The 16,714-nt window shown below is 59.1% G+C and carries 13 protein-coding genes; 2 read left to right on the top strand and 11 right to left on the bottom strand.

The window, feature by feature from the left end; genetic code table 11:
* The first annotated feature begins 19 nt into the window (after positions 1-19).
* A complete protein-coding gene (gene senA / locus ACJO3M_RS18035) occupies positions 20-1,357 on the top strand; it encodes a selenoneine synthase SenA (RefSeq protein WP_407002767.1) in 1,338 nt (445 codons plus the stop codon).
* Positions 1,358-1,381: 24 nt separating this feature from the next.
* Positions 1,382-2,125: a putative 4-mercaptohistidine N1-methyltransferase gene (locus ACJO3M_RS18030; RefSeq protein ID WP_407002766.1), complete on the top strand. Its 744-nt coding sequence runs from the start codon at positions 1,382-1,384 to the stop codon at positions 2,123-2,125.
* Between the two features lie 84 nt (positions 2,126-2,209).
* Here ACJO3M_RS18030 and ACJO3M_RS18025 read toward each other — a convergent pair whose 3' ends face one another.
* The 11 genes from ACJO3M_RS18025 to prmA form a co-directional block, all read right to left on the bottom strand.
* Positions 2,210-4,219, bottom strand: a complete 2,010-nt coding sequence (locus ACJO3M_RS18025; RefSeq protein ID WP_407002765.1) for a hypothetical protein — start codon at positions 4,217-4,219, stop codon at positions 2,210-2,212.
* A 93-nt stretch (positions 4,220-4,312) separates the two neighbouring features.
* Positions 4,313-4,954 carry a methyltransferase domain-containing protein gene (locus ACJO3M_RS18020; protein ID WP_407002764.1) on the bottom strand — a complete coding sequence of 214 codons (642 nt, stop codon included), beginning with the start codon at positions 4,952-4,954 and terminating at the stop codon, positions 4,313-4,315.
* A complete protein-coding gene (locus ACJO3M_RS18015) occupies positions 4,954-6,528 on the bottom strand; it encodes a cation:proton antiporter domain-containing protein (protein ID WP_407002763.1) in 1,575 nt (524 codons plus the stop codon). The genes ACJO3M_RS18020 and ACJO3M_RS18015 overlap by 1 nt, the downstream gene beginning before the upstream one ends.
* A 17-nt stretch (positions 6,529-6,545) precedes the next feature.
* The gene (locus ACJO3M_RS18010; RefSeq protein ID WP_407002762.1) at positions 6,546-7,481 is read right to left on the bottom strand and encodes an alpha/beta fold hydrolase; all 936 of its coding nucleotides are present in this window, start codon (positions 7,479-7,481) and stop codon (positions 6,546-6,548) included.
* 144 nt (positions 7,482-7,625) lie between these two features.
* Entirely contained in the window at positions 7,626-9,815 is a 2,190-nt protein-coding gene (locus tag ACJO3M_RS18005) for a TonB-dependent receptor family protein (protein WP_407002761.1), read from the bottom strand.
* A 184-nt stretch (positions 9,816-9,999) separates the two neighbouring features.
* Positions 10,000-11,286, bottom strand: coding sequence for a phosphoribosylamine--glycine ligase (gene purD, locus ACJO3M_RS18000; protein WP_407002760.1), 1,287 nt, complete (start codon positions 11,284-11,286; stop codon positions 10,000-10,002).
* Positions 11,287-11,308: 22 nt separating this feature from the next.
* Positions 11,309-12,889 (bottom strand): bifunctional phosphoribosylaminoimidazolecarboxamide formyltransferase/IMP cyclohydrolase, encoded by a 1,581-nt coding sequence (purH, locus tag ACJO3M_RS17995; protein ID WP_407002759.1) that lies wholly within the window; start codon positions 12,887-12,889, stop codon positions 11,309-11,311.
* Positions 12,890-12,977: 88 nt separating this feature from the next.
* A complete protein-coding gene (gene fis / locus ACJO3M_RS17990; protein ID WP_297790569.1) occupies positions 12,978-13,295 on the bottom strand; it encodes a DNA-binding transcriptional regulator Fis in 318 nt (105 codons plus the stop codon).
* Positions 13,292-14,287, bottom strand: coding sequence for a tRNA dihydrouridine synthase DusB (dusB, locus tag ACJO3M_RS17985; protein WP_407002877.1), 996 nt, complete (start codon positions 14,285-14,287; stop codon positions 13,292-13,294). Before dusB ends, fis begins: the two co-directional genes overlap by 4 nt.
* A gap of 219 nt (positions 14,288-14,506) precedes the next feature.
* Entirely contained in the window at positions 14,507-15,748 is a 1,242-nt protein-coding gene (locus tag ACJO3M_RS17980) for a DUF3426 domain-containing protein (protein ID WP_407002758.1), read from the bottom strand.
* 62 nt (positions 15,749-15,810) lie between these two features.
* On the bottom strand, positions 15,811-16,707 hold the full coding sequence (gene prmA, locus ACJO3M_RS17975) for a 50S ribosomal protein L11 methyltransferase (protein WP_407002757.1): 897 nt from the start codon (positions 16,705-16,707) through the stop codon (positions 15,811-15,813).
* Positions 16,708-16,714 lie beyond the last annotated feature (7 nt).

The following is a 16,714-nucleotide window of genomic DNA, read 5'->3' as shown; positions in this document are numbered from 1 at the left end:
ACCCGAGCGTTTGGAGAGCATGAGCGTGAATAAAGCAACACTGTTGGCAGAACTGGAGCAAACCCGGCGGCGTACCCGGGCATTGATTACCTCCCTGCCGGATGACATGCTCGACGTGCCCTATCATCCTGGCGTAAATCCTCCCTTGTGGGAGATGGGGCATGCCGCTTTTTTCTACGAAGTGTTTGTGTTTAACCTGCTGGATGGCACCCCCAGCTACAATCCCGCTATGGATGATCTGTGGGATTCCTTTCACGTTGACCACCGGGATCGCTGGTGTCGGGAGCTGTTTCCCGGCCGTGAAGACACCCTGAGCTATTTCGATACCATCTACGACCGTGTGGCGGAGCGGATTCAGAGTAAGGCACTGACAGATGCAGATCTGTACCTGTACCGCTACGCCATTTTCCACCAGAACATGCATATTGAGTCATTGATCTGGTGCCGGCAGACGGTAGGGTATCCAGCGCCTCCCGACCATACCCCTGAACGTGTTGCGCCCGGTGACCGGATTGCCGGCGACGTCACCATCCCGGCGGGGCGCTGGGTGATCGGGATGCCCGGCGAGTCCTCGGGATACGCCACCTACGATTTTGCGTTTGATAATGAGAAGCCCAGGTTTGAGGTGGAGCTGGAATCCTTCGCGATCTCCCGTCTACCTGTGTCCAATCGGGAATTCCTCGATTTTGTCGAGGATGGTGGATACCGGCGCCCGGAACTCTGGTCCTTCGGGGGGCGCAAGTGGCTGCAGACCGAGGTCGATGTTTCACTGGTCCATAACTGTGCCGGTCCGCTGATGCACCTGCCGAAGCAACCGTTATACTGGCGCTGGCACGATAACCAATGGCAGGAGCGCCTTTTCGATGACTGGCAGCCGCTGAATCTGGACGCTCCGGTTACCCATGTAAGCTATTGGGAAGCGGAAGCCTGGTGTCGTTGGGCTGGCCGGAGACTGCCGACTGAATACGAGTGGGAAGTCGCGGCGTTGGGTAACCAGCCTGGTGAACCTTTCCGCCGATTCCCCTGGGGGAACGACCCGGTGAGCCCGGCACATGCCGATATGAGCGGCCGCGCCATGGCACAAAATCCGGTCTGGGATTACCCTGAAGGTGAGAGCCCGTTTGGTTGCCGTCAGATGATCGGTACCGTCTGGGAATGGACCAGTAGCCAGTTCTTTCCCTACGATGGCTTCCGGGTCGATATGTACCCGTTCATGTCGACCCTGCAGTTCGGTGACCACAAAGTCACACGTGGCGGAAGTTGCGCCACGTCGGCCGCGCTGATCAGGGGCACCTATCGGCAGGCATACCTGCCCATGAGATGCGACGTATACACCGGGTTCCGCAGTTGTGCGTGACCAGAACACTGCTGAGGACCAGCCATGAACGTGTATGAAACCGATGAATTGCTCAGCCAGTATTTGGGATTCCACTTCGGGGATCACTATTTTGGGGTGAGTAATTACCCCGCACGGTGTGCCGGCATCTGCCTGGAAATGATGGCCGGGCGGGACAAGCGCAAGGCACTGGATCTGGGTTGTGCCGTTGGCCGTACGGCCTTTGAACTGGGCCGGGTGTTTGATGAAGTCGTGGGTATCGATCTCTCGCAGCGATTTGTGGATGCGGCCCATCACCTCAAACAGCACGGTGAAATCGATTACTTTCGGCGGGATGAAGGTGAGCTGGGTGAGCGCGTGACCATAAGTCTCGACGATCTGGGTTTGCGCAGGGCTGCCGAACGGGTGTCGTTTGCCATGGATGACGCCTGTCAGCTGGGGGCTGAGCATCAGAACTATGACCTGATTTTTGCCGGCAACCTGATCGACCGGCTGCAGGCTCCCGGGTCGTTTCTTGCCGGTATCCACGAACGCCTGGCGGTGGGAGGCACTCTGGTCATCAGTTCCCCCTACACCCTGATGGAGGAGTTTACGCCCCGCAACAACTGGATTGGCGGTTTCGAACTGAATGGACAGCCAAGGAGTGTCCTGGATGGCATGCGGGAGATACTGTCCGATCATTTCGAACTGGTTCAGACCCCGATGGATGTGACGTTTGTGATTCGCGAAACCCGGCGGAAATTCCAGCACACCATTGCTGAACTGACAGCTTGGCGAAGAATTCGCTGAATCTGGAAAGGACTGAATATCAGGACAAGATTAAGTCTGAGGATACCGGGGGCGCACGATGCGCCCCCGGTTGTTAAGGGATGATCAGGGCAGCTCGACCAGAACGACCAGTCCCAGGTCTTCGAAAGCGGCTGTCCCCGCCCCGTCCGGATCGAACGACGTGCGCAGCAGACCCAGAGAGCCATCGTGGCTGATGAAGCCGTCCATGGTGGTTACGCCATCGCCGCCGCTGGCCTGGGGCGCGGTCATGGTCAGCGAACCGCTACCGTCGACGCTGACATCCAGCGTGTTTTCCAGCGCGAAGCTTTCTTTGCCCACTTCCGCCGCCAGACTTCCGCTTTTCACGACTGAGATATAATCACCCGCAATGTCTGCCGCCGTCTCGCTTGTAAAGGTCAGGGTGGAGTCAAAGCCCATGTTGTTGAGGAAGATGCTGCCATTGTCCCTGAAGGTCACCGATAGCATAAATACCCGATAGGTGCGGTCAGTCAGGCTCGGTGCCGAACCGTCTGGCAGTTTGACCATCAGGGAGTGTTGGATCTCGGCGAAATCAGTGCCGTCATTCGGGTTGGCGCCGTCGAAGTCCGGTACCGCCAGGAAATCGAACGTATCGTTGACGAAGCCGTTGGCGGGACCCCCGATATCACTGATGGTGCCATCGGCCTCCAGAGTGACAGGTCCTGATCCACCATCAGGGGTGCTGGACAGTGTTGTAGTGCCGCCGGTAGCGTCGCGGTTGATTTCAAGAAGATTGCCGCCGGTCAGGGTAAAGTTGCCGGCACCGTCAAAGTTGACCGTACTTTGTTCACTCTCGACACGAATGCCGGCGCCCTCTTCCAGGTAGGTGGACAGGCTGATCAGACCAAAATCACCACTCAGGTCGCTGTCCGTGGCGTTCTCCGGCAAACGGGCAAAGTACTCCAGGGAACGCATGACTTCGTCACCGTCCTTCTGGTTCGGGTCAACAGCGTCTTTTTCGCCGTCCTCATTGGTATCGATAGTGCGGTAGCGGACCGCTGCTTCCTGAGCCAGCAGGAAGAACAGGTTGTTGCCTGTGGTCTTCTGCAGTCGATAGGTCACCGGCGGGAAGCGGAAACCGAAGTCGCCGTCGATGTCCTCCTCGAATTCTCCATCAATGGTCAGTACGCCGTTGCTGCCGTATGTGCCGGTAAAGGATTCCGTCTCGGTGTCCGCCAGTTCCGGGAAGTATTCCACCATGGCGCTGCCATCATCGGCGCCTCCCAGGAAGGCGTAAGCAGAGGCATTGGCGCTCAGGGTTACGCCGACCTCGCCGTTACCGTTGTCAGTAAACGTGAAGTCGTCGCTGTAGGTATCGGTGGCGAAAGTGCCAAAGCCCTGGCCGTCGGAATCATGCAGTCCCAGGTTCAGGGCTGAGCTGCGAAAGTCGCCGGCGATCTCGGTGACGTCCCCTTCGGGTGTGGAAATGGAGTCCACCTGGCCTTCCACGAAGTCGCCGATTTCCTCATCCAGTTTGGCGAACATGGACGAAAGATCCGCCTCCGCGGTCAGGTCAAACTCATCGGCCTGGCCTCGCAATTTGACAACCTTGTCGGTTTCCAGGCTGTCGAGATCGGCTCCCCTGTCGATAAATTTCTGCAGGACAAACTCCGATATCGGGTCAATGTCCACCTCCTGGTCCACCACCTGGGCACGTATCTGTTGGTTATTGCTGCCGGTGATGCGCACGATCAGGTTGCCTGCGAGGCTTGTGCCATCGGGCACCGTCAGGGTGTAGTCACCAGTGACGGACGTGCTGGTCCGGGCCAGAACATCGCCGATCTGGTTGCCATCGTTGTCAACACGGATGAGCTCGACGTCTGCTCCTTCCACGGGCTCCAGTCCGGTGATGGCTGCCGCTGCGCCTGGAACAAAAAACGCAACAGCCACCTCAAGCGGAGACTTGGGTTCAAGCTGGGCCACCATGCCGCCCGGCGCAGTTGCCTTGCCACCTACCTCCGTGCCCTGTGTGTCCGCCGTATCATCGCTGCCGCTGCTGGAGGAGTTGCTGCAGCCGGCAACCGCCAGACTGGCCGTGACCGCCGAGAATAATGCTAACCGCTTGAATGAATGCATATCGCTCACCCTTGTATGGTTTTTGGTGTTTGCCGGGTGACTATGGCAAAAGCCGGGTGAGGTAAAATCCCCTAAATTGGGTATTCGCTGAATTCAGCGTGTTCGGGTAAAAAACGCGGTCTGGGTGGGATGGCCCACTTCGGGATCGTATTCACCGATACCGCCAAACTCCACCTGATACCCGTTACGCTCCGCCACGCCGCGAGCCCAGCGGCGGAACTTGGTGCGGTCCCACTCGAACTTGTGATCCTCCTCGCGGAATTCATTGGGGGCAAGATCGAACAGCGGATTGTATTCGCGATTGGGAGTGGTCATGAACAGGCAGCCTGGCCTGTATTCGCCAAACACGGCGAGTTCCACCTTTGAGAGCTCTCCGGGATAAACGTGTTCAATGGTCTCCACCATCGCGGCGGCATCGTAGCCCGATAACGCGGGGTTGCTCTCGGCGTAGGAGCCACGAATCAACTGAATCCGGGGAGCGCCTTCAGACAGGTAGGCAGCTAGATTGACGCGGGCCTGCTGAAGGGACAGACCGGAATGCTCCAGCCCGGTGATCGAGCGGAACTGGCCATCCGCGAGCAGGCGGTACAACAGCGAACCCGAACCGCATCCCAGATCCAGTACTCGGGTGGCCCCGGTTGCCTTCAGCACGCGGTACACCTGGTCCAGGCGTTCCTCGTGCAGGGACGTCATCTGGGTCATCCGGCTTTCTCCGGACACGGCCGGCTCGAACATCAGGTTTCTGCTCCCGCAGTGTGTCCGGGCGCCGCACTTTGCCGGCTCTTTAACTGGCTGGCCAGCGCGACACCGGTTTCGCTCATGGTGAGGTAGGCCTCATTCGCCCCGGCTTCCCGAATCTGTCGTGCTTCATCCTCGTACATGGTGTGAGCCACGATGTAACCCGAAAAGCCTTTCTTCCGGAGATTCCGGGCGGCGATAAGTTTACCCTCAATGTCACCCATGCTCAGGATGACTGCTTCAACCGATGGCATATGAAGGCCTTGCCAGAAGGACATATCCTCCGCATCCGCGAAGACCACGTTGCGTTCCGCCTTCTGGTGTTTGGCGACCTTGGCAGGATCCGAGTCCAGTCCCATAACGCGGGCTTCGGACTCAGCCAGATGATCATAGGCGGCTGTGCCGGTCCGGCCCATTCCCATGATCAGCATCCTGGTGCTTCCCAGTGAGATCGGTTGTTCATCGGGGTGGTGGCGTTGGCCTTCGTAGGGCGTGAGCCGTGCGCTGAAACGCTCGTAAAGGGTATGGGCAAAACGGTTGACCGGAGCGGAAATAATGAAGGATATCGCTACGGTCAGTGCCAGTGGCACCAACCAGTCCGGCAGGGCAACGCTCGCGACGATCAGGCCGAACTCACTGTAGTTGGTGAGTGACAGAGCACTGAGAAAGCTGCTGCGGGCCCGGAGTCGGAAGGCGAGCAGCAAAAAGAAGAACAGGATGCCTTTCAGTGGCAACACCACCGAAGCAACCAGAGCGAAGATCAGGGCATCGCCGTCAGGCAGTCCGCTAATGCCGATCTGCAGGAAAAAACCAACCAGGAAGACTTCCTTGACGCTCCAGAGGGATTTGGCCAGTTCCTGGGAGCGCGGATGGTTGGCCAGCATGGCGCCAAACACCAGCGCTCCCAGTTCCGAACTCAGCCCGACCGCCTCGAAGCCAAGCCCACCGAGCACCAGGGCCAGCAGTAACCCGAGTAGAACCAGCAGTTCGTCATGGCCACTGGCATCGAGGAGCCGGAACAACAGTGGGCGCAGCAGTGGAAAGCCAAAGACAACGAGCGCCCACTGGGATGGCGCTTGTCCCGAAGCCAGGCTCATTACCACCAGGGCGATCAGATCCTGCATGATCAGGATGCCGATGGCCACGCGACCATGAAAAGCCCGTAATTCCCGCTTGCTTTCCAGTACCTTGGCAGCGAGCACGGTGCTGGAGAACGACAGGGCGATGGCCAGTAATAGCGCTGTCTGCCAGGTCAGATCCATCAGCAGGTACAGCCCCGGGGTAAATACCGCGCAGGTGATGGCGAAATGGAACAGGCTGCCGCCGATGACTTCCGCGCTGATAATCGAGCGTAGTTTGAGTTTCAGGCCTACGGTAAACAGCAACAGCAGAACGCCAAGGTGAGCGATGTGCTCAAGGGCGTTGGTGGCCTCCACGGTGATGTCGATGGTTTCGGCCAGGCCGCTCAGGACAAATCCGGCCGCCAGGTAGCCGACCAGGGGTGGCAGGCCGGCGGTTTTTACCAACAGCCCGAGTCCAAAGGCGAATGAAACCCAGATTGCTTCTGGCATGGTGGTCGTCTACTGGATCAGTGGCTGGATTGAATAAACTCCCGAAACAGTCTGGCAGATTCTTCCGGTACCTCTATCATGGGCGCGTGCCCCACGCCTTCCAATAGTACCTTTCGGGCATTTGGAATGCGCTCCACAAACACATCGGCATTGCGATAATTTATCACACGGTCCTCCTTGCCCCACACCACCAGTACCGGAGCGCGGATTTGTGTAATGGCGTTACGGAAATCCGGTTCGTAGCCGGTGTCGCGAATGGCGGCGAAAATAACCTCGTTGACTTCCCGGTTGGCAATGGCCTTTTGTTCCATCACATCCAGGATCGGCCAGGGCGCGAAGGGTTTTTTCTCCAGGGCGAAGTCCATGAGGCGATCAAAATCCCCGGGCTTTCGGGGGATCAGCGGGTTGTCGCCCTCCGTCACCAGGTCCACCAGTTCACTGTCATATTCAAAGATGCCTGCGGGATCAAACAGGACAGCAGAACGGACCTGCTCGGGAAACCTCGCGGCATAGAGAGCGGTGATGGCGCCCCCCATGGAGTTGCCCATCATGTGGGCCTGGTCGATATCGAGCGCGTCGAGAATACGGGACACGTGTTGAACCTGGTCTTCGAAGCGGTAGCCGAGATCCAGATCCTTGCTGCTGTCACCGTGACCGGGAAGGTCGATGGCGTAGACGTTGAAGTCATCGGTCAGCTCCGCGGCCAGGCGTGTCCAGTTGTCCTTGTTGGCGCCGAATCCGTGAATAAGTACGACGCTATCGCCATTGGCTGACTCTTTGTTCCGGAGATAGGCAATGTCCATTTCGCCAACCGCTACCCGGTCTGATTCAAGCCCCGCGGATGAGCGCTCCCAGTCGATGGCCGTGTCGTAGATGTCCTGGCGTGAGCAACCCCAAAGCAGCGTGGCAAGGGTAAGCAGAAGCATCACTGGCAGTCGGGTTGTCGATGTCATTGAAAATCTGGCTCCGTTTCCATTGTGGGAGGGCTGTCCGTATCAGGCAAAGGTTACAGTAACTTAAAAAAAAGCCCGGTCAAGGACCGGGCTCAAAGGTTTCCTGAGTCGGGCTGTTCCTTCAGCCCTTATGGTGATCAGTGATCAGAAGTCGACACTGATGCCAACGTATGCGGTGCGTGGCAGGTTGGGGCGTGCACCGTGCGGGCTGCGGGACACGATTTCCTGATCATCAAGCACATTGTCCATCTTGGCATAAACCCGGGTAGACGTGTTCAGGGCATAACTGCCTGACAGGTCCACCACGGTGTAGGCGTCGGTCTTACGGAAGGTGTTATCGGTACCGGAGCGATCACAGGTGTTATCGACACAGGTTTCGTCAACATAGGCGATGTTGATATAGGCATCCCACAAGTCGCCGTCGCGCAGGCCGGCACGCAGGGCCGCGACGTTTTCCGGAAGGTCGCTCAGGTTGTCGCCCTTCAGCACGCTGCCGTCATCGCTGTCTTTGGTGACCTCAGCATCGGTGTAGGTCCAGGTCGCCTGTATCGGTGCGGTCAGTCCGTTGGGCAGGGCGAACTCGTAGGAAGCCAGCAGCTCAAGGCCCTGGATTTCGGATTCGCCTTCACTGACGGTGCCGGAGTCGATGGTCTGGTTGCCTACATCGCACGGATTGGCGATGGAACAGTTCCTGACGGTGTTTTCGTAATCGCTGTAGAACGCGATGGCTTCGGCGCGCAGTGCTCCGTTATTGTATCGGGCGCCGGCTTCGAAGTTGGTGCTCAGTTCCGGCTCGACATTGGTACCGCCGGAGCCTGCTGGCGCCATACCGCGGTGGACACCGCCGATCAGGGTTACCGTGGGTGTCAGGCGGTAGGTCGCGCCCAGGCCTGGCAGCAGCTCGCTGGTATCGTTGCTGGCGGTTTCAGTTTCGCTGGCGGACGTGCGCTCCGGCGTGCTCCATCGGGTCTGTGAGGTTTCGATATCCTCATAACGCAGCAATGCTGTCACTGTCAGGTCCGGGTTGATGGCGATGCGGTCAGCCACAAACAGGTTGAGGGCTTCGGCTTCATCGATCCGGTTGTCGCCACCGGTGGGGGCAATCTGTTCAACGAACTCGAAAGCGGGCCGTCCGTTGTTGACTACCTGTTCGAAGCGATCCTTGGGCTGGAAACGGTCTGCCTCGTCTTCGTGCAGGCGGGCGCCCACAGTGATGTCGTGGCGCATGTCCGCGAGGTCGATGCTGTAGTCCGCTTTCACTTCAATGCCCTGGGACAGATATTCCCGCGCGCCATTGGTCAGGGTGAACGGGCCAACGGCCTCGGTACCCTGTAGCTGGTTGTAGGCGGTCTGGTCGCCGTTGTTGGCCGCTTCGATCAGGTCGTTGAAGTTGCCTTTGTACCAGTTACGCTTGAACTCGTTGCGGTAGAGTGTGGTGGTCAGCGACAGGTCATCGGACAGTTCCACAAGGTGGGTAGCTGAGTATCCCTTGTGACGGTTGTCCATGTTATCGAGCTGGGACAGGAAATAGCGCTTGTTGGGGTTGCGCTTGAAATCCTCATCGGTCAGGCCGAGATAGGTTTCGTTACTCAATTCTTCGCTGTACTGGAATTTCAGGTCAAGCTGGTGGTAGATGTCCGCGGAGGCGTCTGAGTTGAAGCGGGCCTTGGCCACGTAGTCCTGCTTCTCAAAACCGGTGTCACGGCTGGACTGCTGCAATTCCTTGAAGCCGTTGGTTTCTTCCTGGAAGGTTTCAATGATGAACGCTGCGTTTTCAGTGCTGTTGCCATACCAGCTGTGGATGCGTTTGCCGGCGTTTTCGGACACCTCAGCAGTGACGTGGCCGGCTTCGGATGTCGGGATCGGGGTGGAGCGCAGGTTGATCGCGCCACCTACGGTGAACGGGCCGTAACGCAGCAGGTCCGGACCTTTGAGGACCTCGATACCGCTCATTCTGCCAAACGTGGGGGAATAGTAGGCCGCAGGGGCTGAGTAAGGCGCCGGTGCGATGAGCACACTGTCTTCCATCAGTGTGATCTTGGACGAACGCCCGGAACCGGAACCACGAATGCCGATATTGGGTCGAAGGCCGTAGCCGTCCTCTTCCTTCAGGTAAACGCCGGGGACTTCGCGGACCGCCTTGTGGATGTCCGTGTATTTCATGGTTTCCAGGTCTTCGTTGGTCACAACGTGGGCAGAGCCCGGTAAAGCGGACGCGGAGCTGTCGTCACCAATTATGACGAGTTCATTCAGAGTCTGTTCCTGGGCGCCGGCTGAAGTGGCGGCGGCAACGATGGCGGTTGCCAACAGGCTTCGGGAGAATCGGGGCATCATCTTCAAATCCTTACAGCTGATTTAGGTGAGGATGCGAACTATGCAAATGATACGTATTTGCAACAAGTAAAAATTATCATGTAGATTTAGGTTATTGAGTATCCATTGCTGTATTTCTGGGGCCTAAACACAAAAAAAGCCCGGCGGGGCCGGGCTTTACGAGAGGCTTGTTATTATCTCAGGGTCAGGACTGTTCTCGCGCAATGGCCCGATAAGCAATGTCCTTGCGATAAAACACGCCGTCCCACTGGATCCTTGCCGCAACCTCATAGGCGCGCTGCTGGGCCTCCGTGACGGTCTGCCCGAGGGCCGTGGCGCACAGCACACGGCCACCGCTAGTCACAACCTGCTCACCATTGAGTCGAGTACCCGCGTGGAACACTTTTTCACCCGCCGTTTCAGACTCGGGTAGCCCGGAGATGACGTCTCCTTTGTCGTAGCTGCCCGGGTAGCCGCCGGCGGCCAGTACTATGCCTACTGAGGCACGGTCATCCCATTTGGAATCACACTGGTCCAGTTTGCCATCAATGGCGGCACCACACAGTTCCACCAGATCGGACTTCATGCGCAGCATGATCGGCTGGGTTTCCGGGTCGCCGAAGCGGCAGTTGAACTCAATCACCTTGGGAGCGCCGTTGCCATCGATCATCAGGCCGGCGTACAGGAAGCCCTTGTAGGGGTGACCTTCGGCCGCCATGCCACGCACGGTCGGGTAGATCACCTCATCCATGATGCGCTGGTGGATATCGGCTGTCACCACCGGGGCCGGTGAGTAGGCTCCCATGCCGCCTGTATTGGGACCTGTGTCGCCGTCGCCGACCCGCTTGTGATCCTGGGAGGTGGCCATGGGCAGAACGTGTTCGCCGTCCACCATGACGATAAAGCTGGCTTCCTCGCCATCGAGGAATTCCTCGATGACCACCCGGCTGCCGGCGGCGCCGAAGGCATTGCCGGCCAGCATATCGCGGATGGCGTCTTCGGCTTCTTCCAGTGTCATCGCCACGATCACGCCTTTGCCTGCGGCCAGGCCGTCGGCCTTGACCACGATGGGCGCGCCCTGTTCGCGCACGTAGGCGAGGGCATCATCCACCTCGGTAAAATTGGCGTATGCGGCGGTGGGGATGTTATGGCGGGCCAGGAAGTCCTTGGAAAAGGCCTTGGAGCCTTCCAGTTGCGCGGCGCCTGCACTGGGGCCAAAAACCCGCAGGCCGCGCTCGTCAAACCTGTCGACGATACCGGCAACCAGTGGTGCCTCGGGACCGACGATGGTCAGGCCGACGTTATTGGCGGCAGCAAAATCCGCCAGCCCGTCCAGGTCCATGACGTCGATGTTGATGTTCTCCAGCCCCGCTTCACGGGCGGTGCCGGCGTTGCCCGGTGCAACGAAGACCCGGTCAGCATCCGGAGACTGGGCGGCTTTCCACGCCAGGGCGTGTTCCCGGCCGCCGGCGCCTATAACGAGAATATTCATAGTCGTCTTCCTGCTCGTCGGATTAATGCCGGAAATGGCGCATGCCGGTGAACACCATGGCAATGCCGTGTTCGTTGGCGGCGTCGATCACTTCCTGGTCGCGCATGGAGCCACCGGGCTGGATTACGGCGGTAATGCCGGCTTTTGCGGCAGCGTCGATACCATCCCGGAACGGGAAGAAGGCATCGGAAGCCATAACCGAACCCTTCACTTCCAGGTCTTCATCGGCAGCCTTGATGCCGGCAATTTTCGCGCTGTAAACCCGGCTCATCTGGCCAGCGCCGACGCCGATGGTGCGTCCGGCCTTGGCGTAAACAATGGCGTTGGATTTCACGTACTTGGCCACCTCCCAGGCGAACAGCAGGTCGTTCAGTTCCTGCTCGGACGGCTGGCGCTGGGTGACCACCTTGACGTCTTCCATGGCCACCATGCCCAGGTCACGGTCCTGCACCAGCAGGCCTCCGGTAACGCGCTTGTAGTCCAGCGATCTGGCACGCTCACCGGTAATTTCACCACAGGCCAGAAGGCGCACGTTTTTCTTCGCAGCGACCAGTTCCACCGCCTCTGCGGCAATGGTCGGGGCAATGATGACTTCCACGAACTGGCGGTCAATGATGGCCCTGGCGGTCTCCGCATCCAGTTCACGGTTGAACGCGATAATGCCGCCAAATGCGGATGTCGGATCGGTGGCAAACGCCAGGTCATAGGCCTGGCGGATGTCGGCGCCAATGGCCACGCCACAGGGGTTGGCGTGTTTGACGATAACGCAGGCCGGGTCCGCGAAGGGTTTCACGCACTCAAGCGCGGCATCGGTATCCGCCACGTTGTTGTAAGACAGTTCCTTGCCCTGCAGCTGTTTGGCGGTGGCGACACAGGCTTCCCTCGGGTTGCGCTCGGCGTAGAAGGCGGCGCGCTGGTGAGGGTTTTCCCCATAGCGCATATCCTGAACCTTGACGAACTGCGCGTTGAAGGTGCGGGGGAAATCGGCACTGTCGTTGTCCGGGGTGCGGCCGCCCAGGTAGTTGGCGATGGCGCCGTCGTAGCCGGCGGTGTGCTCGAAGGCTTTGACCGCCAGATCAAAACGCGTGTTGTAGGTCAACTGGCCGTCGTTTTCTTCCAGCTCTTCCAGCACCCGGCTGTAATCGGAGGCATTCACCACGATGGCGACATCGTTGTGGTTCTTGGCGGCGGCGCGCACCATGGTCGGACCACCGATGTCGATGTTCTCGATGGCGGTAGGCAGGTCACAGTCGGGGTTGGCGACAGTGTCTTCGAAGGGGTAGAGGTTAACCACCACCATGTCGATGGGGTTGATGTTGTGCTCTCCCATCACGCTGTCATCGGTGCCGCGTCGGCCCAGGATGCCACCATGGATTTTCGGATGCAGGGTTTTCACCCGGCCGTCCATCATTTCCGGGAAGCCGGTGTAATCGGACACCTCGGTGACCGGGATGTTGTTTTCCTTCAGAAGGCGAAAGGTGCCTCCGGTGGAGAGCAATTCGATACCGCGCTCGGTCAGGGCGCGGCCAAAATCGACGATGCCGGATTTGTCACTGACGCTGATCAGCGCACGACGGACGGGGGTGTTAGCCTGGTTTGCCATGGGTTGGTCACATTCTTTGCTGGAGATGAACGAATAAGGGCCTCGCGAATGGTGTCCGGGAGGCCCTCGTTTCAATCGGGTGTCTGGATTATAGCAGACCGTATTGCTTCAGCTTCTTGCGCAGGGTGCCGCGGTTCAGGCCAAGCATGGTAGACGCCTTGGTCTGGTTGTTGCGGGTGTATTTCATCACCTGCTCCAACAGGGGCGCCTCCACTTCGGACAGCACCAGTTGGTACACTTCCGTGACCGGTGCTCCGTCCAGCTGGGCGAAGTAGTTCTTCAGGGCAACTTCGACGCTGTCACGCAGGGTGACGCTGTTGCCGCTGCTGTTCACCGTCTGCAACTGATGAATGTCATCGTTGGCCGATGTGCTCAGGTTGTCGTTTGCCAAAGTCTCAGCGGTCATGCTGCGAATACCTCTCCATTTCGTAAGCCTGCAAAATACTGTTGAATACTGTCTCTCTGCTCCCCCGCCTCGTCCAGGGCGTTGAAGCGTTTGCGGAACTGTTTGCTCTCGTCGTGGGACTGCAGATACCAGCCCACGTGTTTTCTGGCAATGCGCACGCCCATGAACTCACCGTAAAACTGGTGCAGGGCATCCAGGTGCTGCGTCAGGATGTGTTCCACCTCAGCCAGCGGAGGGGCCTGCAGGTGTTTTCCGGTCTCCAGGAAATGCAGGATTTCCCGGAAGATCCAGGGCCGGCCCTGAGCTGCCCGGCCAATCAACAGACCGTCGGCGCCGGTGTGCTGGAGTACCTGTTTCGCTTTCTCCGGGGAGGTGATATCACCGTTGGCAAACACCGGTATGCTGACGCGGGATTTTACGTCCGCGATGGTGTCGTACTCGGCGTCGCCCTTGTAGGCGTCCTTCCGGGTGCGGCCGTGAACCGCCAGCGCCTGGATGCCTGCATCTTCTGCCATGCGTGCGATCAGGGGCGCGTTGCGATGGTCCCGGTCCCAGCCAGTCCTCATCTTCAGGGTAACCGGGATATCCACGGCGGCGACAACGGCCTCCAGTATCTCCCTGACCAGGCTTTCGTCCTTCATCAGCGCGGAACCGGCGGCCTTGTTACAGACTTTCTTGGCCGGGCAGCCCATGTTGATATCGATGATCTGGGCGCCGTACTCGGCATTCAGTTTCGCGGCGTGGGCCAGCATTTCGGGATCGCCGCCGGCAATCTGGACCGATCTGGGTTCCGGTTCGCCCGCATGATCCATGCGGGTCCTGGATTTGCGCGTGTGCCAGAGCTTGCTGTCTGCTATGACCATTTCCGATACAGCCAGCCCGGCGCCCATGTTCCTGCACAGCAGGCGGAACGGGCGGTCCGTCACACCTGCCATGGGTGCGACAATCAGCGGGTTGGGCAACGTGTACGGCCCGATTTTTGCCGTTGGCAGCATGATCTGAGTCCGTGTCACAGCGGATTGAGCAAGGGTCGGAATGGAACGATTGCTCAATAAGTAACCGATCCTGATCCGAAGGGCGGTAATGATACCGCCGGGACGCCAGCGATTGAAGGGGCAAAGCAGTGAAAAAATTGATTATTTTTCGTGCTTTCTGGTTGACTTTTAGTCTGTTCGGTGGCGTTCGGCTGTCTTTGGCAAGTAAAGGCTCGCTTACGGGCTATATGCCTGAAAGGCGATGTTGTAGTTCACCGCGTCGCGGCCCGGGTCACGGATGCTGATGGCAATGCGCACCGGTGTGTCCGTTGGCATGGTAGATAACTCACGGCCTTCGCCGGCTATGTATTCCTCGGGGGTGAAGACGCTCTGGGCAACCACATCGCCGTTCAGATTGGAGAAGGTCAGGGCGATCGCGGGGAAAGGCTGGGCAAACGTTGCCCGGTTGATAATCACCGCCTCCACCAGCAACTGGCTGCGGTTGTCCGGATCGGTCCGCACCACCAGTTTGCGGCTCTGGATGGAGTCCACATCAATCAGTGGCTTGAGTTCGCAACCGGCCAGTTCGCAGCCTTGCTCGTAAAACGGCCGTAATTCCGGAATGGATGACAGCCGGTCAAACTGGAACCAGGTCACCTGGGCAACCAGTACGCCAATCAGTGCCAGTACAACCAGGCTCCAGATTACGGTTCGCACTCGCCCTCCCGAGCCGCCGCGCACCGATACCGGTTCCCGCCGCAGGTCACTGTAGGGCAGGTAAGCGGTCATGGGCTCGTCACGATCCGTCTCGTCTTCTTTTGGCAGATTGTCAGACGCCGATTGAGCATGATCATCGGTAGGCTCAAGTGCTAACGGGCTGTCCGTGGCGGCCGAAACCTTGTCGGACGTTAGCTCGTCGTCCTGGGGCGGGATCACCGCTTCCGGCTTGACCGAAGGTTCGATGGCCGGTCGTGGCTCGGGCTCGGATTCAATCGCAGGCGAGGATTCACGGGTGGCGGACGGGCCGCTGTGCTTGTGGTCATCGTCAGCCAGCATCGCCTCGGCCCAGCTTTCATCAATGTCCTGGCTGTCGTCTTCATCCCGGTTGTCGAATTCTGATCCGGACTCTTCATTGATGGAGCGGAAGCTGTCACTCAGCTCCTCCTCGGAAAAGGTCATCCGGGAGCCCGCATACCGACCTTCTACGGCATCCTCCTCCGGGTTGTCGGCGAATACGAAATCATCGTCAGCCGAGAAACCGCTGGCGGGTTCATCCGGCTCCCGGGAGGGAGGATGGGCAGGGGAGGGTTGCGTCGATCCGGCGGAAGCTGACGGTCCGACCTGGTGATCCACGGCATTGAAGACTTCCATGCAGTTCCCGCAGCGCACTTTGCCTTTGGCAATACTGAGTTGCTCATCCGTTACCCGGAACCGGGTATCGCAATTGGGGCATCGTGTCTGCAGGCTGCTTTGGGTCATGCTTCGTTCCTGTAAGCGACTTCGCTACGAGTCACGGAGTTTAGTGGTTCACAAAGGATTCGTCACCTGTCGATGCGTCGTCCTGTGAGCCGTATCCACTCTTCCTGTTGTTCCGGCTCATCCATCACAAACCAGGGTTCATACGCCGCCATGACCTCGCGGGCCTGGTTGGACAGAATGCCGGACAGCACCAGGTCGCCGCCGGGCTTGACCAGGGAGGCCAGGTGCGGGGCAAGCCCGATCAGGGGCTGGGCCAGGATGTTGGCCAGCATGATGTCCGCTTTGGTATCGGGCTCATGCTCGGGAAGATACAGGTCGAGGCGGCTGTTTTCGACGCCGTTGCGCTGGGCGTTGTCGCGGCTGGCTTCCAGCGCCTGGGGGTCGGTGTCCACGCCGATAACGTGATCGGCGCCCAGCAACAGCGCTGCCAGGCCGAGAATGCCTGAGCCGCAACCGTAATCGATCACCTGTTTGCCCTGTACGTCCTGGCCGTCCAGCCACTGCAGGCACAGGGCGGTGGTGGGGTGGGTGCCGGTGCCAAAGGCCAGACCGGGGTCAAGCATCAGGTTGGCGGCGTCGGGATCGGGGGCGTCATGCCAGCTGGGGACAATCCACAGCCGTTCGCCGAACTGCAAAGGCTGGAAGTCATCCATCCACGCCCGTTCCCAGTCCTTGTCTTCCACCAGCGTCACCGCAATCTCCGGCAGGGATTGCTGGGTCTGCTGATGCCAGGCATCGATAACGGCGGCGCGCAATTGCTCGATGTCCCGTTCGGAATCGAACAGGCCGGTGACATTGGTCTGGTGCCACAGTGGGGTGGTGCCGGGGTCGGGCTCGTATAACGGTTGGTCGGCTGCATCTTCCATGGAGACGGCTTCGGCGCCCATCTCCATGAGCAGATCTTCCAGCTGATCCGCGTTGTCCGGATCAGCCGGGATCTGTAGTTGTATCCAGGGCATATTTGCT

The organism is Marinobacter alkalisoli (assembly GCF_045449795.1).
Taxonomy (GTDB): Bacteria; Pseudomonadota; Gammaproteobacteria; order Pseudomonadales; family Oleiphilaceae; genus Marinobacter.
This window is presented reverse-complemented; position numbering and strand designations above follow the sequence as displayed.